This window comes from Thalassospira sp. ABD4_177, from assembly GCF_056160125.1.
Genome location: NZ_JBSWWO010000001.1, coordinates 1,192,435 through 1,213,961 on the forward strand (window position 1 = coordinate 1,192,435; position 21,527 = coordinate 1,213,961).

At 56.3% G+C, this 21,527-nt stretch carries 19 protein-coding genes; 6 read left to right on the forward strand and 13 right to left on the reverse strand.

Annotated features, from left to right (window positions below; genetic code table 11):
- The first annotated feature begins 46 nt into the window (after positions 1-46).
- From ACXAF0_RS05460 to ACXAF0_RS05475, 4 genes are read left to right on the forward strand one after another with little or no spacing between them, the layout of a single operon-like run.
- Positions 47-619 carry a TRAP transporter small permease subunit gene (locus tag ACXAF0_RS05460; protein WP_475344572.1) on the forward strand — a complete coding sequence of 191 codons (573 nt, stop codon included), beginning with the start codon at positions 47-49 and terminating at the stop codon, positions 617-619.
- Positions 620-675: 56 nt separating this feature from the next.
- Complete coding sequence (locus ACXAF0_RS05465) at positions 676-2,097, forward strand: TRAP transporter large permease (protein WP_475344575.1); 1,422 nt, start codon at positions 676-678, stop codon at positions 2,095-2,097.
- A 13-nt stretch (positions 2,098-2,110) separates the two neighbouring features.
- A complete protein-coding gene (locus tag ACXAF0_RS05470) occupies positions 2,111-3,463 on the forward strand; it encodes an amidase (RefSeq protein WP_475344578.1) in 1,353 nt (450 codons plus the stop codon).
- A complete protein-coding gene (locus ACXAF0_RS05475; protein WP_475344580.1) occupies positions 3,463-3,648 on the forward strand; it encodes a hypothetical protein in 186 nt (61 codons plus the stop codon). The genes ACXAF0_RS05470 and ACXAF0_RS05475 overlap by 1 nt, the downstream gene beginning before the upstream one ends.
- 79 nt (positions 3,649-3,727) lie before the next feature.
- Here ACXAF0_RS05475 and ACXAF0_RS05480 read toward each other — a convergent pair whose 3' ends face one another.
- The 9 genes from ACXAF0_RS05480 to ehuR all read right to left on the reverse strand — a co-directional run bounded on the left by ACXAF0_RS05480 (position 3,728) and on the right by ehuR (position 12,905).
- Positions 3,728-4,219 carry an Lrp/AsnC family transcriptional regulator gene (locus ACXAF0_RS05480; RefSeq protein WP_475344582.1) on the reverse strand — a complete coding sequence of 164 codons (492 nt, stop codon included), beginning with the start codon at positions 4,217-4,219 and terminating at the stop codon, positions 3,728-3,730.
- A 2-nt stretch (positions 4,220-4,221) separates the two neighbouring features.
- Positions 4,222-5,220 carry a N(2)-acetyl-L-2,4-diaminobutanoate deacetylase DoeB gene (gene doeB, locus ACXAF0_RS05485; protein ID WP_475344584.1) on the reverse strand — a complete coding sequence of 333 codons (999 nt, stop codon included), beginning with the start codon at positions 5,218-5,220 and terminating at the stop codon, positions 4,222-4,224.
- A gap of 126 nt (positions 5,221-5,346) precedes the next feature.
- Positions 5,347-6,528: an ectoine hydrolase DoeA gene (gene doeA / locus ACXAF0_RS05490; RefSeq protein ID WP_475344586.1), complete on the reverse strand. Its 1,182-nt coding sequence runs from the start codon at positions 6,526-6,528 to the stop codon at positions 5,347-5,349.
- 48 nt (positions 6,529-6,576) lie between these two features.
- Positions 6,577-7,569, reverse strand: a complete 993-nt coding sequence (gene eutC, locus ACXAF0_RS05495) for an ectoine utilization protein EutC (protein ID WP_475344589.1) — start codon at positions 7,567-7,569, stop codon at positions 6,577-6,579.
- Positions 7,570-7,574: 5 nt separating this feature from the next.
- The gene (eutB, locus tag ACXAF0_RS05500; RefSeq protein WP_475344590.1) at positions 7,575-8,564 is read right to left on the reverse strand and encodes a hydroxyectoine utilization dehydratase EutB; all 990 of its coding nucleotides are present in this window, start codon (positions 8,562-8,564) and stop codon (positions 7,575-7,577) included.
- Positions 8,561-9,361, reverse strand: coding sequence for a maleate cis-trans isomerase family protein (locus ACXAF0_RS05505; RefSeq protein WP_475344591.1), 801 nt, complete (start codon positions 9,359-9,361; stop codon positions 8,561-8,563). The genes eutB and ACXAF0_RS05505 overlap by 4 nt, the downstream gene beginning before the upstream one ends.
- A gap of 108 nt (positions 9,362-9,469) precedes the next feature.
- Positions 9,470-10,753 (reverse strand): TRAP transporter large permease, encoded by a 1,284-nt coding sequence (locus tag ACXAF0_RS05510; RefSeq protein ID WP_475344595.1) that lies wholly within the window; start codon positions 10,751-10,753, stop codon positions 9,470-9,472.
- Between the two features lie 14 nt (positions 10,754-10,767).
- The gene (locus tag ACXAF0_RS05515; protein ID WP_475344598.1) at positions 10,768-11,352 is read right to left on the reverse strand and encodes a TRAP transporter small permease; all 585 of its coding nucleotides are present in this window, start codon (positions 11,350-11,352) and stop codon (positions 10,768-10,770) included.
- Between the two features lie 155 nt (positions 11,353-11,507).
- Positions 11,508-12,905, reverse strand: coding sequence for a MocR-like ectoine utilization transcription factor EhuR (gene ehuR, locus ACXAF0_RS05520; RefSeq protein WP_475344601.1), 1,398 nt, complete (start codon positions 12,903-12,905; stop codon positions 11,508-11,510).
- A 219-nt stretch (positions 12,906-13,124) separates the two neighbouring features.
- Here ehuR and ACXAF0_RS05525 point away from each other — a divergent pair, with 219 nt between their 5' ends.
- Both ACXAF0_RS05525 and ACXAF0_RS05530 read left to right on the forward strand, forming a co-directional pair.
- Positions 13,125-14,144 carry a TRAP transporter substrate-binding protein gene (locus tag ACXAF0_RS05525; protein ID WP_475344603.1) on the forward strand — a complete coding sequence of 340 codons (1,020 nt, stop codon included), beginning with the start codon at positions 13,125-13,127 and terminating at the stop codon, positions 14,142-14,144.
- Positions 14,145-14,340: 196 nt separating this feature from the next.
- On the forward strand, positions 14,341-14,742 hold the full coding sequence (locus ACXAF0_RS05530; protein WP_475344604.1) for a hypothetical protein: 402 nt from the start codon (positions 14,341-14,343) through the stop codon (positions 14,740-14,742).
- Positions 14,743-14,873: 131 nt separating this feature from the next.
- Here the strand turns inward: ACXAF0_RS05530 and ACXAF0_RS05535 are convergent, their stop codons facing one another.
- The 4 genes from ACXAF0_RS05535 to ACXAF0_RS05550 form a co-directional block, all read right to left on the reverse strand.
- Positions 14,874-16,274: an aminotransferase gene (locus ACXAF0_RS05535; protein WP_475344606.1), complete on the reverse strand. Its 1,401-nt coding sequence runs from the start codon at positions 16,272-16,274 to the stop codon at positions 14,874-14,876.
- Between the two features lie 42 nt (positions 16,275-16,316).
- Positions 16,317-17,804 (reverse strand): NAD-dependent succinate-semialdehyde dehydrogenase, encoded by a 1,488-nt coding sequence (locus ACXAF0_RS05540; protein ID WP_475344607.1) that lies wholly within the window; start codon positions 17,802-17,804, stop codon positions 16,317-16,319.
- 175 nt (positions 17,805-17,979) lie between these two features.
- A complete protein-coding gene (locus tag ACXAF0_RS05545) occupies positions 17,980-18,225 on the reverse strand; it encodes a hypothetical protein (protein ID WP_475344612.1) in 246 nt (81 codons plus the stop codon).
- Between the two features lie 59 nt (positions 18,226-18,284).
- A complete protein-coding gene (locus ACXAF0_RS05550) occupies positions 18,285-21,512 on the reverse strand; it encodes an ABC transporter transmembrane domain-containing protein (RefSeq protein ID WP_475344614.1) in 3,228 nt (1,075 codons plus the stop codon).
- Positions 21,513-21,527 lie beyond the last annotated feature (15 nt).

The following is a 21,527-nucleotide window of genomic DNA, read 5'->3' on the forward strand; positions in this document are numbered from 1 at the left end:
GCTTTTGGACTGGCGGAGCAGTCAATACGCGAACGGACAGGATTTCATGATCGGATTTATTGAATTCGCGGACAAACTGTCAGCCTGGTTTGGCAAGGCCTTTGGCTGGCTGATCATTCTTATGACGCTTGGCATGAGCTATGAGGTGATCTCGCGATACCTATTTAACGCACCAACCACCTGGTCACTTGATGTGTCCTTTATCATGTATGGCACGCTGTTCATGATGGGTGGGGCCTATACCCTGTCACGTGGCGGGCATGTTCGCGGCGATTTTCTTTATCGCCTGTGGAAGCCGACGACCCAGGCCAAGGTCGACCTGGTTTTATATATCTTCTTCTTCTTCCCCGGTGTGACCGCACTGATCCTGGCAGGCTGGAAATATGCCGCCCGGTCGTTTGGTTACGAGGAAGTCAGTGTGAACAGCCCGGCGGGTGTTCCGATCTTTCAATTCAAGGCGGTGATTGTCGCGGCCGGTATTCTTCTTTTCATCCAGGGCATCGCACAGGTGATGCGCTGCATTCTGTGTATCCGCGAAGGGTACTGGCGCAATGCGGATGACGATGTTGAAGAAACCGAAGAGCTGCTGATGAAGCAGCGCGTGACCACGGAAGACTGATCTTATGACAGTTCCTGGTACATACGCGAAACACGCCCCCGAACGGAGCAGCCAAAGTGATTGACGCACATGTCGCCCTGATGATGCTGGGCATCTTTATTTTACTGGTATTTCTCGGTTTCCCGGTTGCCTTTACCCTGATGGCGCTGGGGATCGGGTTTGGCTATTACGCCTATTTCGATGCAGGCCGCATGTGGCGGGCCTTTAACCGACTGGCTGAGGACAGCGATACTTTGACCTCGGCCTTAACCTGGTTCGAGGGGGCGTTTAACAACCGAATATTCGATCTGTTTATCAACCAGACATACACGGTGATGTCCAACGAGGTCCTGACAGCAGTGCCGCTGTTTCTGTTCATGGGCTATATCGTTGAACGTGCCAACATCGTGAACCGTCTGTTTTCGACCCTGAACATTGCTGCACGCAATATCCCCGGGTCGCTTGGTGTGGCTGCTCTGATTACCTGTGCGCTGTTTGCAACCGCGACCGGGATTGTCGGCGCGGTTGTGACCCTGATGGGGATGCTGGCGCTGCCCGCGATGTTGAAGGCACGCTATGACAAAAGCTTTGCGTCGGGCATCATTTGCGCCGGTGGTACGCTTGGTATTCTGATCCCGCCATCGATCATGCTGATCGTTTATGCGGCGGCATCGGGTGTTTCGATCGTGCGTCTTTATGCCGGTGCGCTTCTGCCGGGTCTGACGCTGGTCGGGTTGTATCTTCTTTATGTTATGGGCCGTGCGATGCTGCAGCCCAAAGCAGCCCCGCGCCCGACCGAGGACGAAGTACCGGAAGTACCGCTGCCCAAGGTTTTGTTGATGCTGGCGACTTCGTTCTTCCCGCTGGCCTTCCTGATCTTGGCAGTGCTGGGATCGATCCTGTTTGGTCTGGCCACCCCGACCGAGGCGGCATCAATCGGCGCGTTGGGCGGTATGATTCTGGCGGCTGCCTATCGGGCGCTGACCTTTGATCGCCTGCGGGAATCGGTTTATCTGACGGTGCGGACATCGGCGATGGTGTGCTGGCTGTTTGTCGGCTCTTATACCTTCTCGTCAGTGTTCTCCTATCTTGGGGGGGAGCATGTGATTGCCGAGTTTGTCGGTGGTCTTGACCTGACGCCACTTCAGTTCCTGTTGCTGGCACAGCTGATCATCTTCCTGCTGGGCTGGCCGCTGGAATGGTCGGAAATCATCATTATCTTTGTTCCGATCTTCCTGCCGCTTTTGCCGCTGTTTGATATTGATCCGCTGTTCTTTGGCATTCTGGTGGCATTGAACCTTCAGACGTCGTTCCTGACTCCGCCCATGGCCATGTCGGCCTATTACCTTAAGGGGGTGGCGCCAAACGGGATATTGTTGACCGATATCTTCAAGGGGATCATGCCGTTCCTGTTCATGGTGATTGTCAGCATGGTTTTGATGTACGCTTTCCCACAGATCGTGTTCCATCTGCCGGATCTGTTCTACGGCGCACGCTAAGGGGATTGCCTGAATGAGTACCATCAACCCGTTACTGACACTTGATGTCGTCGAATTGCGTGACCGCCTTGCAAGCGGGGCGGTGCGCGCGGTCGAATATGTCGAGGCCTGTCTGGAACGTATTGCCGAAGTCGAACCACAGGTTCAGGCATGGGCGTGGCTTGACAGCGATCATGCCATTGCCCAGGCCCGCGCCCTTGATGCAAGGCGTCAGGCCGGGGCACCGATTGGCCCGCTGCATGGCTTGCCGGTTGGTCTTAAAGACGTGATTGATACGGCCAATATTCCAACCGCCAATGGCACCGTTCTGGACGAGGGCCGGGTGCCAAGCGAAGACGCGGTGCTTGTGTCGCGTCTGAAGACGTCCGGTGCGATCATCATGGGCAAGACGGTTTCGACCGAGCTTGCCTTCATGCATCCGTCCAAAACACGCAATCCGCACAATCCGGATCATACGCCCGGTGGATCATCTGCCGGATCGGCCGCCGCCGTTGCCGCGGCCATGATCCCGCTTGCGGTCGGGACCCAGACCGGTGGGTCGGTGATCCGGCCCGCCTCGTTCTGTGGGGTGGTCGGTTTCAAGCCAAGCTTTGGCGCGATTGCCCGTACCGGTGTTCTTAGCCAAAGCCCGACCCTTGATACCATTGGCGTGTTCGCCAATTCGGTCGATGGGGCGGCGATGGTGGCCGAAAGCCTGTTTGGCTATGACGCAGGGGACCCGGCAACCACGCCAAGCCCGATGCCAAGGTTGCTTGATACCGCCAAGGCAACCCCGCGCGTCACGCCAACCTTGGCCTTTGTTCGCCCGCCGCAGTTTGATGAACTTGCCGACGAAGAAACCGTGATGGCATTTCGCGAGATCACCGACATGCTGGGCGATCAATGCTTTGAGGCGCCGTTGCCAAACGCGTTTGACGACGCGGCCGCATTGCGGGCCCGGATCAACTTTGCGGAAATGGCCAAGGATTACTATGGCTATGAAAAGCGCGGGCGGGATCAGTTGTCGCCTGAAATTTGTGAAGCCCTTGATAAGGGCAATGACGTCAAGGCGCGTGACTATCTGGCGGCTCTTGATTGGCGCAAGGTGCTTAATGCCGGACTGGAAGAGGTGTTCAAACGCTGTGATGCGATCATCACACCGGCGGCACCGGGGCCCGCACCGGCCAATCTTCAGACCACCGGTAATGCGATTTTTAATGGTCTTTGGACTTTCTGCGGTACGCCGGCGGTGACCATTCCGATGTTGTGGTCACAGGGCGGTATGCCGATGGGCATTCAGCTTGTCGGGCGGGTTGGCGATGATGCGCGGCTGATGCGCACGGCCAACTGGCTTAAAACATATCTTGGTAATCAGGAGGACGCGTGATGGAAAACGTTCTTTTAAATCGTGCGATGGCCTTGCTGGCCTTTGTCGTCCTCGCGGCATCTGTCGTAACGCTTGTGGTTTATGTCCCGCGTTGGGATCTGGCGATCATGGTGGGGTTCACCCTGCTTCTGGCAGGCTGGGACATGTGGCATGTCGCCATGGGCCACAAGGAAGACACACACTGATCCAACGAAGGGACCAACCCTTTGGGGATGCAAGCCGAACTTCGGGGCAGGAAGCGCTTCCTGCCCCGTTTTTTGTGCTTCATTTGCGTTCGGGCGGCGCCACAAGGTTTTCGATCGGCGGGATCGGTGTGGTTTTGACCTTTTTGGTGACGATATAGGTGAAATACCGATCGATGCCGATATTGGACACCAAAAGGCCGTCAATCATGCGCTGATAGGCGTCAACGTCATGACATAGCACCTTGATCATGTAATCCACCCCGCCGCCAAGCGCATAGCATTCGACGATTTCCGGGATGTCCTGAACGGCACGTTCGAAAATCTGGAAATCGTCATGCTGGTGATGACGCAGGGTAATTTCGGTCAGAACCAGGGTTGGTTTGACCAGCTTTTCCAGATTGAGATGGGCGTGATAGCCCGAGATGACGCCAAGGTCTTCGAGGCGTTTGAGTCGTTCCCAACACGGGCTTGGCGAAAGGTTCACCGCCTCGGCCAGTTTGACCTTGGTGATGCGCCCTTCGCGTTGCAGGGTTTTGAGGATTTTCAGATCCAGCTCGTCAAGCCTGATCATGATCAGAGCACCTCGGCAATCACAATCAGACAGTCGCCCGTTTTGATCAGGCCCTGGAAGTGGCGGCACGACACAATGCCCGCGCGTGGGGCATAATATTCACGCGGCGGGGTGCCGGTGCGCTCCACATCATAGATGCGCGCGATCAGATCGCCTTCCTTGACCATATCGCCCAGATCAACGCAGGGCTCATACAGGCCACTGGCTTCTGATGCGACAAAGCACCGGTCATCTGGCATATCGAGCATGGTCGTGCCGGTCGGGGACGGTTCAATTTCGCCCTTGAGAATGCCGGCATGAACAAGGATGTTGCGCACACCGCGATCGGCAATCGCCACACGTTCGGCGGTGGTCGATCCACCACCCCCCAGTTCGGTGGTGACAAAGGTTTTGCCAGCTTCCTCGACCACGGTGTCAAACATGCCAACCGCATCAAGTTCGAGCATCATCATCGAATAGGGCGCGCCAAATGCCTTCATGGCCGCAACACAGCGGGCTTCCTGTTCCTTGTCAGGCAGAACGTGGGCGGCCGAGAACGGAATGAAATCAAGCGTCTTGCCGCCGGAATGGATATCGAGGACGATATCGGCTTCTGGCACGAGATGGCGGAAAACGTAATCGGCGATCTTTTGCGTGACCGTGCCATCGGGCTTGCCCGGGAAGGAGCGGTTCATGTTGCCCGCATCAATCGGGGATGTCCGCGACGCATTGCGAAATGCCGGATAGTTCATGGCGGGCAGAATGATCACACGACCATTGATTTCACCAGCCGAGAGCGATTCAGCCAGTTTGAACAGCGACACCAGACCTTCATATTCATCGCCGTGGTTGCCGCCCGTCATAAGGGCGGTCGGGCCAATGCCATTGCGGATCACGGTGATCGGGATCATCACAGCGCCCCACGCGGAATCATCACGCGAATAGGGCAGCTTCAAAAAGCCGTGGTGAATGCCATCCTGGTCAAGCGGGATCGTCGGGCTGATGGGTGATGGTTTTGTCATGGTCGTATCCTTAAAAAGCCTGACTTCGCGACCGTCGTCGTCAGGCTGTGGCATCTGGTGCCGCACACCAGACCCGCGCAAAAGGCGCGATGTCATGGCGTGCGGTACGGTTTTTCGGGTCCGAACTCAGTTTTTGACAAACAGCTGTCGCGGATAGCTGGTCAGGGTTTTCGACCCGCTTTCGGTGATCATCATGCTTTCGGTGATCTCGATCCCCCAGTCATCGAACCACAGGCCCGGCATGAAGTGGAAGGTCATGCCCGGTTCGAGAACCGTGCGATCGCCCGGACGCAGGCTCATGGTGCGCTCGCCCCAGTCCGGCGGATAGGAAAGCCCGATCGGATAGCCGCAGCGGCTGTCTTTTTCGATGCCGTATTTCTGCAGAACACCAAAGAAGGCATTGGCGATGTCTTCGCATACATTGCCCGGTTTGGCCGCATCCAGACCCGCCTGAAGACCTTCGATCAGGGCACTTTCAGCATCGAGGAAACGCTGATCGGGATCACCAAGATAGATCGTGCGCGACAGCGGTGCGTGGTAACGACGGAAACAGCCAGCAATTTCAAAGAAAGTCCCGGCATCACCCGGAATGGGTTTTTCATCCCAGGTCAGATGCGGTGCGCTGGCGTCCTGGCCTGATGGCAGAAGCGGCACAATGGCCGGGTAATCGCCGCCAATCCCGTCGACACCTGCGATCCCGGTACGGAAGATTTCCGCAACCAGTTCGTTCTTTTTCATGCCCGGCTCGACGATTTCAAAAATGCGTTCATGCATGTTTTCGACGATGCGGGCCGCCTGACGCATATAGAAAATCTCGGTCTCGGATTTGACCGCGCGCTGCCAGTTCACAAGGGCGGTGGCATCGGAAAACTTGGCGTTGGGCAGATGTGTCTGAAGCTGCAGGAAGGCCTTGGCAGAGAAATAGTAGTTATCCATTTCCACGCCAATGCGCCGCGATGCCCAACCGCGATGTTCAATCACCTCGGCAAGGTAGTCCATCGGGTGATGCGTGGTCGATTGCACATAGTAGTCCGCATACGGGATGATGCGGTCATGGGGCATATAGACCGTACGTTTGGCGCCGTTGGCATCCTGCGAACGCCCGAACCAGATCGGGTCGTCTTCTATCGGTACCAGCACACATTGATGGACATAGAACGACCAGCCGTCATAGCCGGTCAGCCAGGCCATGTTTGACGGATCGGTCACGATCAAAAGATCAATGCCCTTTTCCACCATGGCTTTTTTGGTTTTCTCCAGGCGTTCGGCGTATTCCTCACGCGTGAAATTCAATTCTACCTGGCTCATCGCAGGCCTCCAGATAAAGGTGGGTCCAGACCCTGTTTCCCTTTGTTGTTAAGAAGTAATCTCGACCCCTGCACCGGCTGCGTCGCAGCGGTGACGGGCGAGGGTGGCGATAGCGGTGTCCTGAACACCGGTTCCGGTCAAATCACAGACCGTAATCTGACCCGCAGATGTTCTGCCGGTCAAGGATTTGGCGATGATCTGGCCGAGTTCGGGCAATGTCGCATCAGATGGGACAATCCCGGCATCGATGGCGTGATGAAGTTCGCCAAGAATGCGGGTTTGTGCCTGGCTGTCGCTGACATAGAGATCAGCCTGCCCGATCAGGGCAGGATCAATTTCGTTTTTGTGTTCGGCGTCCGATCCCATGGCGGTAACATGGGTGCCCGGTTTGACCCAATCGGTCTTCAGGACCGGTTCGCGTGCTGGCGTCGTGGTGACGATGATATCGGCCGTTGCGGCGGCGTCCTTGCCATCGGCGGTGGCCGTTACCGGAATGCCCAGTTCTAGCGATGCCTTTTTCGCGCACGCCTCGGCCTTGGCAACATCGCGCGCCCAGATGGTGGCCGAGGTGATATCACGCACCAGTGTCAGCGCCTTGAGCTGCAGGCGTGCCTGCACACCGGCACCATAGATCGCGGCGTGTTTGGCATCCGCGCGCGCCAGATGTTTGGCGGCAACGCCGCCGGCGGCGGCGGTGCGCACATCGGTCAGATAGCCATTATCAAGCAAGACGGCCTCAAGCAGGCCGGTCTTGGATGAAAACAGGTTCATCAAGCCATTAACCGACGGCAGGCCGAGCTTTGGGTTGTCAAAGAAGCCCGGGCTGATTTTGATTGCGAAGCTGTCGATGCCTGGCACATAGGCGGTTTTGACATCGACCTCGCCATTATACTCATCAATATCCAGACGCAGGATCGGCGGCATACGGACATCCTGGGTTGCCAGCGCCTTGAACGCGCCTTCGACGCAGTCAATGGCATCCATGTCCAGATCAATAACCTTGCGCAGGTCGGTTTCGGTCAGAATTCTGATCGTGGGCATGTGCTTTACTCCGCCATCAGGTCGACGTCTTCGCCGCCGACAATGCGTTTATGCAGATCCATGTCGATATTGCATCCGGTCGTCAGCACAACCGTGCGCCCCGGATTGTCGACCAGACCGGCGCGAAGGGCGGCAATGCCAACCGCGCCGGATCCTTCGATCACCTGTTGATCATCAAGATAGGCCGCCCGGATGCCATCGGCGATCTGGGCTTCGTTGACGAGTACGAAATCATCGGTTAGGTCACCGCACATATCAAAGGTGTACTGGTTGTTTTCACCAATGCCGCCGCCCAGACTGTCTGCCAGGGTGGGCAGTTCCTTGACGGCGGTCGGTTTGCCTTCCTGTAGGCTTGTGATCATGGCACAGCCGCGTTCCATGGTGATGCCGACCACCCGGATCATCGGATTGACCGATTTGGCCACCAGCGCCACACCGGCCAGCAAACCACCCCCGGATAACGGCACCAACAGGGTGTCGACATCGGGAAGGGCATCTATGATTTCAAGACCAAGCGTGCCTTGCCCGGCAATCACATCGGCATGATCAAAAGGCGGCAGCATGATCATGCCTTGCTCCTTCACGAGCCGGTCGACTTCATGCTGGGCTTCGTCCTGGGACTGGCCGATGATGCGGACTTCTGCCCCTTGGGCGCGGATGCCGTCCACCTTGTTCTGCGGCACCAGTTCCGACATGCAAATGACCGATCGGACACCGGCATTGCGCGCCGCATAGGCAAGTGCCCTGCCATAATTGCCCGTGGATACACCGACGACACCCTTGGCCTTGTCGGCGTCGCTCAGGCGCAGCACAGCATTGGCGGCACCGCGCAGCTTGAAGCTGCCGGTATATTGTTGCTGTTCGCATTTAAGCCAGACCGGGCTGCCAACACGGTCCGAGAGTGCGGCAGACGGGCGAAGCGGTGTGTGGATGATATGATCCGCAATGTTTTTACGGGCAGAAAGAACATCAGCAAATGTGATGGGGTCTTTCATGGGACCTCGACTTCGTTCGTTGGTTGCGGGGCCTGATCAAACAGGGTGCCAAACCCCGTGATCGGTTTTTTGTACTCAATCAGGTTCAAGGCATGCCAGACCAGTGCCTGATTGCTGGTGATGACAGGCTTCTTAAGCTGGCGTTCGGCCGCAGCGATGATTTCGGCAGACCGGATGGCGGTGCAGGAAATAAACACCGCATCGGCGTCCTCTGTATCGACCTTAAGCGCGCCTTCTAGAATGGCTTCGGGCGGCAAAGCGGTCATGTCAAAATCATTATCCAGACCAAAGCCCATGATATGGGTGGCTTCAAAGCCCTTGTCTGTGAAACCAGCGGCAACGGATTGGGTCACAGCCGGAAGATACGGGGTCAGGATGGCAATTTTTTGCGCACCAACCGCACGCAGCGCCAATTCACTGGCCAGAAGCGGGTTGGTGACCTTGGTGCCCGGCATGCCCTGATTGATCAGCTCGGCGATTTTGTCCGACCCGGTCACAGCCGTTCCCGATGTGCAGCCAAAAATGGCGACATCGACGCCATAGCCCGGCAGCAGGGTTTTGGCCGCGCGCGGCAGGTCGGCCGCCATTGATTGCAGGTTTTCAACCGTCACCGGATTGGCATTTTCGATCCGTGTGGTGAACAGACGCAGGTCACCTGGCAGGATGGTGCGCAGATCATCCTCGCTATTGAAATCGGTTGCCAGTGTGATGAGGCCGATCCGCCCTGCCGGTCCGACAGGGGCAGGCGAATACGGCACATCTACCGGCTCTGGCGTGACCGCACGGGATACGGACATGTCCTGAACTCCAGAGGCGGATCGTCCTGATAACCCTCAGGACGATCCCGTTTTTTTATTTTCAAATGTGCTTCCGGGCGAACCCGGAAATTGCGGGCCAGGACTTGCTTAGCGGAAGGCAAGCTCTGGCAGGAACAGGGCGATCTGCGGAACGAAGATCAAAATCACGGCTGCCAGCAGCAGCATGAAGATGAAGGGCGGTGTTCCACGGATGACCTCGGCATAGGGTCGCCTGAAGATTGCTATGGCCGTAAAGATGTCACACCCGAATGGGGGCGTGGCAGAGCCAATGGCAACCTGAAGCGTGACCAGCGTCCCGACAAGAACCGGGTCCAGACCGGCCGAATTGACGAGCGGCATGAAGATCGGCGTCAGTACCAGAATGACCACAATCGGGTCAACGAACATGCAGCCGACAAAGAAGGCAATGCAGATCGCAGCCAGAATGATGTACGGGTTCGCCCCTTCAAGCCCCAGCGCGCCAATCACATGTTGCGGGATCTGGGCAAAGGAAATCACGAACGAGAATGTCGTGCCGGCCCCCACCAGAATGAACACAACAGCCGTGATCAGGCCGGTCGAACGGGCAATCGACAGCAACTCAGACCATTTGACCGACTTGAAGACCAGAACTTCAAGAATGACGGCATAGACAACCGCAACTGCCGCGACCTCGGTCGGGCTGACCCAACCCAGATAGATGCCGCCCACGATCAGGACCGGGAACATGATGGCTGGGCCGGCATTGATCACGGCCTTGCCACGCTCCGCCCAGGTCATGCGCGGGATGGTCGGGATGTCGTTCTTTTTGGCGTAGTACATGCAATAGAGCGAGAACATCACCAAAATCAGGATGCCAGGACCGATCCCGGCCAGGAACAGTTCACCGATCGACACCTTGCCGACCACGCCAAACACGATCATGCCGATCGATGGCGGGATCAAAAACGCGATGTCGCTGGCATTGATGATCAGTGCCATGGCGAATTTGTCTTCATACCCCGCCTTGAGCATCTTGGGGCGCAGCGGGCCGCCCATGGCAACCACGGTGGCCTGTGTCGAGCCCGATACAGCGCCAAACATGGTGCAACCAAGGGCCGTGGTGACGGCAAGGCCGCCGCGCACATGGCCGACAAAGGTCATGGCAAGGTCAATCAGCCGGTTGGCCGTATGCCCCTTTGTCACGATATCGGCGGCAAAGATAAACATCGGCACCGCGATAAGCGCCACCGGTGAAATGCCCGTAACCATCTGCTGAATCAGGATGCGTTCGGGAATGGGCATATAAAACATGAAGGCAACGACGCTGGCCGTTGCAAGCGGCACCATCATGGGGAAGCCAAGGACCAGAAGGACCAGCATCACCAGAAGGATTGAAGTACCTAAATCCATTTTTCCATTCCCCCTTACAGATGATGCTCGTCGGCGTCGTCAAACGTATCCTCAACCTGATAGGACAGGTGCGTCCCGGGCTTGAGGATATTGGTCAGTGCGGCCAGAACAAACTGGATGCCGGTGACACACAGACCAAACGGCACGATCAGAACGGTCAGGTAATAAGGGATGCGCAAGGCCGGGGTCAGCCGGTTCGATGCGATCAGGGAGGACACATAATCAAGCGAATACCACGCCAGAAGGAACAGCAGGCTGGCGGTGCCGAGCGTGATGATGATCATCATGATCTTGCTGGCACGTGGGCCCAGCATATCGGTAAAGGCGGACATGCGGATGTGGCGGCCCATGCGGGCGGCCTCGCTGATGCCGACAAAGGTCACAAGAATGATCAGAAACTGATTGAGTTCTTCGGAAAAGAAGATGCTCGAATTGAAGCCCAGACGCATGATCACGTTGGCAACGGTATTCACCGCCATGATCACAATGCTCCATCCAAGAAGCTGTCGCTCGACAACGGACAAGCCGTGATCAAGTTTTCTCAGAATACCCAACGCCCCGCCACTCGGAGCGGGGGCCTCCCCGTTTGAACCTGACATAGAACCTCCTTGATGCGCGTGCGAGACATTATTGTGGAACGTTGTGTGTGGATGTTTGGTTCCCTCCCACACGGGCTGTCTTCCGCTTCACGCCGGTCCTGTCAGAATAAAAACGCTTTGTGGTGGTTCAATCAGATTTTTGTCATGACACAAAATCAATACATCACGTCGAAGGCATGAACGCCCGGCATCTGATCCATGGTGTGGCGAATTTGGATCAGCGCATGATGTGCGGTCGGTGTATCGGGCGCACCGCCAAGGCAGATGCGCATGGCATTCGGGCGCGGGACCTTGACCGTCATGAACGGATCGGAAATTGTCACCGCAACCCCGTTTTTCCGCAGTTCAGAGGCAAACCATTCTTCCTGCCAGTGCGTTGGAATACGCACCCAGGCACTGAGCGACGTCGGGTGATGGCGGACAACCGCATCGCCAAGAATATCGGCCACGAGTGCCTGACGTTCACGCATCAGGGCGCGCTGGACAGTCACGGCCTGATCGACCGATCCATCGGCAATCCAGCGTGCGCCGATCTCGGCCATCAGGGGTGTTCCCATCCAGCCGGTGACGCGTAAAACGCTGCTGGCGCGAATCGACAAGTGGGCGGGAACTGTCAAAAAGCCGGTGCGAAGCCCGGGCATAACCACCTTGGTCAGGCTTGATACATGGAAGCCAAGTTTGGGCAGGAAGCTTGTGATCGGTGGCAGGTTTTCTTCGAGAAGCGGGCGATAAACATCATCCTCGATGACGTAAACGCCATAATGTTCAGCGATTTCGGCGATGCGTTTGCGCCGTTCAAGCCCCATCAGGCAATTGGTCGGGTTGGTAAAGATCGGGGTGACGACAAGGGCGCGGACCTGACGGGTGCGGCATTCGCGCTCAAATGCATCGGGCAGGATGCCTTCGTCATCTGTGGGAAGGGCGCCGAGCTTGAAGCGCAGAATGCTGGCGGAGCCGATCACGCCATGATCGGTCAGGCTTTCGGTCAGGACGACATCGTCGGGCTGAATGACGGTGGACAGGGCGGTGAAGACGCCTTGTGCCGCGCCATTGGTAATCAGCAGGTTGGGCAGTTCAACATCAACCCCCATGCCCGCAAGCCAGGTGCGGCCGATTTCGCGGTGGTATTCGAACCCGGCCACGGGCCGGCAGCTTTCCATCCAGCTGTGATGGGGTTCTTCGGCCAGTTTGGCATGCATCTGACGCGACAGGTCATTGTGAAAATCGGTATAGGCCGCGCGCACGATCGAAAGGTCAATCAGATCGGGCTGGCGACTGTCGAGAATGAAGGACGATGCCCGGTCGGTCAGGCGGGCCTGCACAAAGGTGCCACGGCGGCGTTCGGATCTGAGATAGCCCTGTCGTTCGACTTCCTTGTAGGCCGCACTGACTGTTTGCACGCTGACCTTAAGGCGATAGGCCAGTTCACGGTGTGTTGGCATCCTGACACCATGTCGAAGTCTGCCTGCTTCGATATCGGTAATGATTGCTTCGACGAGTGCCTTGTATTTCGGACCTGTTTCGCCACTTAGGTCGATTTCAGGTAACCACATTTTTCTATTTCCACCCCTGATATTTTTGGCAGCCTAACATGAGGGGTGGGGTTCTGTGTAGGTCTCGATGTTAATTTGTCATGAGACAAAACTAGCATTGACCTGATGCAGGAACATTTCAACACTTTGCGCGTTCATGACAGTGATGTTCCAACCAAACGCCCCCGATTTCAGGCTGCATAGCCGGTCGTTGCGCGTGAAAACACGGGAGACTTCGATATGAGTTTGAACAAACTCCTTAAGGCGACCCTATCGGCTGCTGCGCTGTTTGCAGTTGCCGGGACCGCTGCCCACGCCGAGGAATGGAAATTCGCCCACGAAGAAAGCCCGGGTGATGTTCAGGACCTGTATGCGCAGGAATTCAAGCGCCTGGTTGAAGAAAAGACCGATGGCGATGTGAACGTGACCATCTACACCTATGGCCAGCTGGGCACCGAGAATGACATTACCGAGCTGACCGCAGCCGGTGCTGTTCAGTTCTCGAACGCATCCCCTGGTCACCTTGGGACCTTTGTTCCGGAAATTCAGGTCTTTGGCGTTCCCTACCTGCTGTCGCAGGATAACGAGGTGAACAAGAAGGTTCTTTCCTCCAGCCCGACGATTTACGACGGTCTGTCGAAGGATTTCGAGTCCAAGGGGCTCAAGCTTTATACCATGTACCCGGAAGGCGAAATGGTCTGGACCACCAAGAAACCGGTCGAAAAGCCGGCTGATTTCGATGGTGTGAAGTTCCGCGTGATGACCTCGCCGATCCTGATCGAGACCTATGAATCGTTCGGTTCCGATCCGGTGGCCCTGCCGTGGGGTGAAGTTTATTCCGGTCTTCAGACCAGCGTGATTGACGCACAGGTCAACCCGATCTTCTTCGTTGAAAGTGCAAAATTCTACGAAGTGACCGACTATCTGATCTATGCCGGTCAGCAGCAATACACCACCACCGTGGTGTCGAACGCGGCGTTCTATGACGGTCTGTCTGACGAGCGTAAAGAGATGCTGGCAGAGGTGAAGGCCGAACTGGACGACTTCATCTATGAAGCCCAGACCAAGGCCAATGAAGAAGCCCTGGCACGCATCAAGGAAGCCAAGCCGGAAATCGAAGTCATCCGTCTGAACGAAGAACAGCGTTCGGTGTTCAAGGAAGCTTCCAAAGGCATTGGCGCAAGCCTTGTTGACGAAGTTGGCGGCGACACCGAAGAAGTGCTGAAATCGCTTCGTGAAGAATTCGGTACCGCGATGTAATCGGAATTTCCCGACTAACACGGGAATTCACAAAACCCCCGCAGGCGATGCTTGCGGGGGTTTTTGTTTGTCCTGAAAGCTATGCACCCGGATCGTGGTGATACTCACAACATCAGGTTTTCCGCGTCTCATACCTGCCCTGTCCGAGGATCGGACTGTGGTGTTGAAACTGACGTGAAAGGATCTGGCTGTGAATATGTTCAACCTGCTTCAGGGGCTGCGCGACGCCCTTTTCCCGGCAATCATGTTTGCTTTGCTGTTGCTCGGCTCTGTTGTGACTTCGCCAAAAGCGGAAGTTTATCAGGGGGACGGGCGTGCCCCATCATCTTTGCTCAAGCAAACGGCTTCTGACGGCAAGGTCACCGTCATTGACGTGCTGAAAGGATCGGCAGATCAGGACGTGGTTAAAGGTGCAACGAACCCAGGAGGAGAGCAGGGCAACAGCTATGATCTTGTCCTTGCCAATGGCGACGCGTGGCAAAAAGACAGTGATGGTGAGTTTGTCGTCGTGCAGGTTAAGTATATGGGATCCGTACAGAAAACATGTTCTGTCTATGCCGTTAAGGACGGTAGTGCCTATAAAACGAAGTGTCAGTAAGCCTTGCTGTATTGGGGTGCAATGCAGCCGGGTGACACAATAAAACAGGGGCCGGCATGGGTCCGGCCCCTGTGGGCCGCCGCGTCGGGAAGAAGGTATGACGCGGCGGTTATTAGTGATGTTTGATTGGCTTATTTGCCAGCAGCGACTTCGTCGGCAACTGCATCAACAGCCTGTTTGGCGATGTCGATGACCTTGTCGACTTCGGCTTTGGTGATGCAAAGCGGCGGTGCGAAGCCAAGGATGTCACCGTGCGGCATGGCACGTGCAATCATGCCACGCTCAAGGCAGGCTGCCGAAACGCGCGGACCGATTTTCGCATTCGGATCGAAGCGTTCCTTCTTGGTTTTGTCTGCGACAAACTCAAGAGCTGCCATCAGGCCAACACCACGGGCTTCGCCAACCAGCGGATGGTTGTCAAAGGTTTCATGCATCCGCTGCTGGAAGTAGCCACCGGTCTCTGCTGAGTTACCGGTCAGGTTTTCACCATCAACGATATCGAGGTTGGCGTTGGCTGCTGCGGCGCAAACCGGGTGCGCGGAATAGGTCCAGCCATGGCCGATCGGGCCCATCTGATCGGAACCCTGTTCGAGAACTTTCCAGACGCGTTCGCCGATGATGACACCCGAAAGCGGCAGGTAGCCCGACGAGACGCCCTTGGCGATCGTGATCAGGTCCGGCTTGATGCCGTAGTGCTGGGAGCCGAAATAGGAGCCGGTACGGCCAAAGGCGGTCACGACTTCATCGGCAACCAGAAGAACATCATATTTGTTCAGAACGGCCTGGATGGCTTCCCAGTAGCCTTCTGGCGGGGTGATGATGCCGCCCGTGCCCATGACCGGCTCGCCAATAAAGGCAGCAACGGTTTCCGGACCTTCGCGCAGGATCATTTTTTCCAGATCATCCGCACAGCGTTTGGCGAATTCTGCTTCGGTTTCACCGGCCTCGGCATTCCAGTAGTGGTGCGGGCAGGTGGTGTGCAGAACCGGGCTGCGCGGCAGATCAAATGCGTTGTGGAAGGCAGCAAGGCCGGTCAGGCTACCGGTCATGATGCCCGAGCCGTGATAACCACGCCAACGCGAGATGATTTTCTTTTTCTGAGGCAGGCCGCGGATGTTGTTGTAGTACCAGATCAGCTTGATGTTGGTTTCGTTCGCATCCGAACCGGACATGCCATAATAGACGCGCTGCATGCCTTCGGGCGCGCTTTTGACGATACGATCCGACAGGCGAATGATCGCTTCGTTACTGTGACCAACATAGGTGTGGTAATAGGCCAGTTCCTTTGCCTGCGCATAGATCGCATCGGCAATTTCGGTGCGGCCATAGCCGATGTTTACACAGTACAGGCCTGCAAATGCATCGAGGCTTTCCTTGCCTTCGGTGTCATGGATATAGATGCCCTTGCCGCCATTGATGATGCGGTTCGGAGTTTCGCCGGCCGCGTGCTGACGCATATGGGTCGATGGGTGCATGAAATGCGCCCGGTCCATTTCCTGCAGGTCTGCAGTGGTGTTTTTGATGACATTCATTTTAATTCTCCCATGTGAATGCGGTTGATGCCTTTGCGCGCATTACGCTTTGTAAGCAGCGCAGACGTATTTCAGTTCGGTAAATTCTTCGAGGCCATGGCGCGATCCTTCGCGGCCGAGACCCGATTGTTTGACGCCGCCAAACGGGATCGGCGCGCCGGTGATTTTCACGCAGTTCAGTGCAACCATGCCGTATTCAAGCGCGTTCGAAACACGTGCGGCACGGTCGTAATCCTTGGTCATCAGATAGGCAGCCAGGCCATATTCGCTGTCATTGGCTTTGGCGACGACTTCGTCTTCGCTATCAAATGCCATGACCGGGGCAACCGGGCCGAAGGTTTCTTCGCGATAGATCTGCATGTCATCGGTGACATCAGCCAGCAGGGTCGGGGCATAGAACAGCCCGCCCATTTTCTTGCCGCCGGTCAGGACACGGGCACCCTTTGCGCGCGCGTCTGCGACATGGTCTTCGCATTTGGCAACCGCACGGTCATGCATCAGCGGACCGATTTCGACATATTCCTCGATGCCGTTGCCGACCCGCAATTCTGCGATGGCCTTGGCATATTTATCAAGGAAGTCGTCATAAATACCGCGCTGAACGAAGATGCGGTTGGCTGCCAGGCAATCCTGACCGCTGGTCGCGAACTTGGCGTTTACCGCGTGGGCAACGGCTTCGTCGAGATCGACATCATCAAAGACGATGAACGGTGCATGACCGCCCAGTTCCATCGCCATTTTCTTGATCGTCTGTGCGCCTTGCGACAGCAGAAGACGGCCAACTTCGGTTGAGCCGGTAAAGGAAAGTGCGCGGACTTCGGTGTTACCGCAAAGCTCGCCCACCACCGGGTTCGGATCACCGGTTACGATATTAAACACACCGGCCGGGATACCGGCACGTTCGGCCAGTTCGGCCAGTGCTGTGGCCGAGAACGGCGTTTCGGTGGCCGGGCGGACAATCATGGAGCAACCGGCTGCCAGTGCGGCGGCGGCCTTGCGCGTGATCATCGCGCACGGGAAGTTCCATGGTGTTACCGCGGCGGTGATGCCAATCGGTTCACGTTTGACCGTCATGTTGCGACCGGGCAGGTGGGAGGTGATGTTTTCAACATTCACCCGTTTGGCTTCTTCGGCGTAGAAGTCGATGAAGCTTGCGGCATAATCGATTTCACCGCGGGCTTCGTTGATCGGTTTGCCCTGTTCAAGGGTCATCAGAAGGGCCAGGTCTTCCTTGTTTTCGATCAGAAGATCATGCCAGCGGCGCAGTGCTGCACCACGTTCCTGCGGCAGAAGGGCCGCCCAGGCCGGGAAGGCTTCCTTGGCACTTGCGATCGCCTTGCGGGTTTCGGAGACACCCATGTTGGGCACCGTGCCGATGAAGCTGCCATCAAACGGGTTGGTGACTTCGATCACCTGAAGATTATCAGCCGAGCACCAGCGACCATCAATATAGGCATGTTCGCGCAGCAGACGCAGATCGGAAAGCTGGCTGAGCGATACGCAGCGTTGTTCCTTTGATTGTGCCGTCATGGGGACCTCCTTCCTTAAGCGCAGTGTGCGCGAAGCGTGTCATTGAACTGACAGGAAGGTAGCAACGCTTGGTCAGAGGAGGTGTCCGAACTCCGTGCCATTTAATGCGTTTTTTTTGGCGAGGAGCGGCAAAAAACGAATGTTTTTTCTGCCAGCGGCCAAAAAGCGCAGAAATTCAGTCTTCTGCGCGATCAAGATATTTTCGCATTTCACGTTTCTGACGGCGTTTTTCGATCACGGTGCGGATAATGATGACGGTAAAAAACAGCACCACGACGCTGGTGGTCATCGGAAAGGCGACCGGAATGCCAACCACAAAGACCAGCGCACCGACGATGCTGCCGCCCACCAGGGCAATAAAGCCGCCCAGCATGACAATGGCAAGCAGTCCGGCAAGCAGGATGGAGGCGATTTTGTTCATCGGGCGCAGTTCATAAAGTCAGTTCAAACACGGCGGGAATGACAAAGCGCGAAGCTTCGTCATTCTTTGTCATTATTGCGGTTGGTCAGCTGTTTGGTGGTTTGATCAAGGCGTTCGGCCAGAACACGGATCAGCTGGTTGGAGACCGCCTGGTCCTGTCGGACAAGACCAAGGAATTCGGCCTTGTCGAGTTTAAGGACTGTCATGTCCTCGACCGCGCGGATGGTGGCCGAACGCGGTGCATCGACCAGAAGGGCGATTTCACCAATGACTTCCTTGGGATGAACATCGCGCAGTTTCAGGGTCTGATGCTCATCGGTGGTCAGCCAGATTTCACCGCGCCCGGAAATGACGATAAAGGCCGCATCGCCCGGGTCGCCCTGTTTCACCAGAACCTCACCATGTTTGAAGGTCAGGCGCGGGCTGGTAAAGGCCAGCAGCTTGACAACACTGGGATCAAGCCCGGCAAAGAGCGGGATGGTGCGCAGCAACCGGACTTCCTGATCAATGTCGCCATTTGCCAGTGCGGCGGCATCGTCTTCGCCGTCATCGGTTGTTGTTTCGCTGTCATCGGCCATGCTGCGACGTTTGACCAGCTTGCCGTTCGACATGTGCAGCAGGGTGTCGAACTTCTCGCCGGCATGGTCATCATCATCGACCCAGACCAAACTGGTGTGGTCCGTTTCCCCGGTCAGGTAGTTGATGATGCTTTCGCGGGTTTCGCGATCAAGGGCTGACAGGCCTTCGTCAACAACCAGAAGGTCCGGGTTCTTGATCAGGGCGCGGACGAGGGCGATTTTTTGGCGCAAGGTCTGGGACATGCGACTGCCACCAACGCCGACCTGACTTTCAAGGCCCAGCGCAACCAACCCTTCATACAGGCCGCCTTCATGGGCGATTTCAAACAGGACTTCGCCCACGCGTTCCTCTGAATTTGCGCGGCCATAGGCAAAACGACCAAACAGCAGGTTATCAAGGATCGGGGCGGCCGGTGCGTAGCCATCGGCCTCGAAGAAGTCGATATATTTAGCCAGTTCTTCGGGCAGATTGGCGCGGACCTTGGGGCGGGCCTGCAAGACAAGTTCGCGGAACCCGTCATCAATCACACGCAAACGGTGACGGGCCGGGGTCAGATGCATGGCAACATCGAGAAGACGCAGCTGGTCTTCCTTGCGCATGTCATCAACGGCGACACCTTCGGTCCGGCGCAGGATGTTTTTGACCTCGGGAATTTCATCGGCCGAGACAAAGCTGTAACGGTCAAAGAATTCATGCCCGGGGGGCAGGCCAGTAAACAATTCGATCATCAGATCAAGCGTTTCACGCCCCATCTTGACCATCTTGTCGTACAGGCCGTTTTCACGCAGGCTTTTCTGAATATAGGGGTGCGACAGGAAGTCGAAACGTTTGAATTCCGTGCGCGACGGTGTGCCGAACATGATGTTCACACCGACCGGTGCGTTATCATTGTACTTTTCAAAGTCATAAGGTTCGACAAGGTCGGACAGTTGGCGTTCGGCCAGAATTTCCTTGAGCCGCGGGCGGACGGTCAGAACCGATTCAACAAGATCCGGGCGTTCTTCCGGACTGATCCGGCGCAACAGACCGATACGATAAATATCGCGATCCAGACCGACGACCTCAAGCAGGCGCATCAATTCCTTTTGCAGGTCTTCGCGCGATGAAAAGCCCGGACCGACATAGTCAATCCATTCGGCAGACGGATCATAGGGGATATTGCCCGACATATTGATCTCGTCATACATCTCGCGCGTGAGCTTCCACGGCAATTCGGTGGGATCAGACAGCTCGATCACATCGACGAATTTCGGATCCGGGAAGGGCTTTGCCTTTTCAGATGCGGCGTTGCTGGTGACAATAGCGGTTCCTGATGTGTCTTCTTTTGGATCGGGGTTGTCGTTGCCCTGTTCGAGAAGGACCGGTCGGTGTTTCAGGCCATAAAACAGGTTGTCCGAGATGCTGCCATTAAACAGATAGGCATCCGCCCCGACATAGGCCAAGCGTTGCCCGACCACGGCGGCCGGCAGTTTTGATGCATCAAGATCGGCAAATTGAATGCGCCCGCCACTGGGATCAAGAATACGCGCCAGAAGCCTTGCGAGTTGCGACTTGCCACTGTCGGATGATCCGGTCAGAAGCGCCTTGCCCGGAAGCGGCATGTTAAAGGACACGTTTTCGACCACGCGCGTGCCGTCATCATCGGTCCATGACAGCGCGCTGACATCCAGCGGACCGGTAAGTGGCTTGGATGTCTGGGCTTCAAGTTGATGTTCAGGACCAAGGTCGCTCAGCTCGAACTGTTCATGAAGCTGTTCGTATTTGATGCGGGCATCGGCAAGGCGCTGATAGTAGGCCAGCAACTCTTTCCACGGTGCGGACATGTCCTTATAGGCGGCAAGGGCCGCGACAAGCGCACCGAAGCTCAGATCACCGGTGATGACCAGATAGCCGCCGATCGAATAGAAGAAGAACGGCGTGATCTGGGCGATGAAGTTATTCAGGAACTTGATAAAGAACTTTCGATAATAGATTTCCTTGCGGATATCGAAAATCCGGCCCAGACGCTGGGTGAAATGGGTGAGTTCAAAACCTTGGGTCTCGTTGGCACGAATATCAGTCGCTCCGCCAACGGTTTCCCCGATATGTTCGGACATGCGTCGCACGTTCTGCACGCGTTGCTTGCCCAGCAGATTGACGCGTTTTTGCAGTTTGGGGATCAGATAGCCCTGCAGCGGATAAAACGCGATGGCCGCCAGCCCCATCAGGGGATCCTGGATAAAGATAAAGGCCGAAATCGTAATCAGGATACCGCCCTGATAGAGCGGCAATGAGATCGCCTCGCCAAAGAAACCGCCAAGCGGTTCGGCCTCGGCGGTGATCATGGAGACGATTTCGCCCTGACTGGTCTTGCGGAAATGCGGAACCGGGAAGCGCAAGACACGGTCAAACAACAGATAGCGCAGGCGCCGCAATAGCCGTTCGGCCATCACCCCGCGATAAACGTTGATGAAATATTTGAACCCGCCATTGACGAAAACGAGGGCCAGAAAAATACCTGAAAGTGCGAACAGATATTCGATCTGGGTCAGGTCAAAGCCCATGATGTCATAAGGCGCACCGGCACCACCGATGGCTTCGTTGACGATCTGTTTGGGCAGATCAAGCGAGTAATACAGGAACGGGAAAGAAGCCAGCGTGATCACCGTCAGAATGATCTGCTGCAGGCGGCTATGACGCCATATATAGGCAAAAACCGATTTTGGCATTCGCACGTCCCGTTT